The organism is Streptomyces sp. H39-C1 (genome assembly GCF_027158125.1).
GTDB classification, from domain to species: Bacteria; Actinomycetota; Actinomycetes; order Streptomycetales; family Streptomycetaceae; genus Actinacidiphila; species Actinacidiphila fildesensis.
The window spans coordinates 1-601 of the sequence record NZ_JAPVLS010000294.1 but is presented as its reverse complement, the minus strand read 5'-3'; the positions used below and the strand labels follow the sequence as shown (position 1 = coordinate 601).

Below are 601 nucleotides of genomic sequence, written 5' to 3'. Positions count from 1 at the left end.
GACGACATCATGGCGCTGCAGACCGCGGCGTCTCTGGAGAATCTGGCCATCAGCGTCTACCAGACCGCTGCGGGGCTGCCGTTCATCAAGGACGGCAACAAGACGGTCGCGGCGTTCATCGCCAAGACCACCACCCAGCACCAGGCCCACGCCAAGGCGTTCAACGCCGCCGCCACCCAGGCGGGCGGCAAGGCCCAGACCGGCCCGGACCCCAAGTACGCGGCCGTGGTCAAGGAAGCCCTGCCCACCATCAAAACTCCGGCCGACGTGGTCGCGCTGGCGATCACGCTGGAGGACGTCGCCGCCCAGACCTACACCAAGAACGTCGGCCAGGTCAGCGACGCACAACTGCGCAAGCTCTTCGCCTCGGTCGCCCCGGTCGAGGCTCAGCACCGTGCGACACTGCTGGCCGTCCAGGCGCTGCTGGCCGGAAACCTCCCCGACCTCATCACCATCCCCACGGACGCGGCCAAACTGCCCGCCGCCGCCGGCAGCGTCGGGTTCCCCGACGCCTTCTACCCGACCAAGAACGCCTCGCCGATCTCCGAAGGAGCCGTGAAGTGAGCACTGCACACGACGGCTGGGAACTGCAGATCAGCGA

1 protein-coding gene is annotated in these 601 nt (G+C 68.1%); it reads left to right on the top strand.

The genetic code is table 11. The features are described from left to right. Positions 1–564: ferritin-like domain-containing protein (locus O3W51_RS48295; RefSeq protein WP_269290459.1), on the top strand; the 564-nt coding region annotated here is incomplete at its 5' end. Between the last annotated feature and the right edge of the window lie 37 nt (positions 565–601).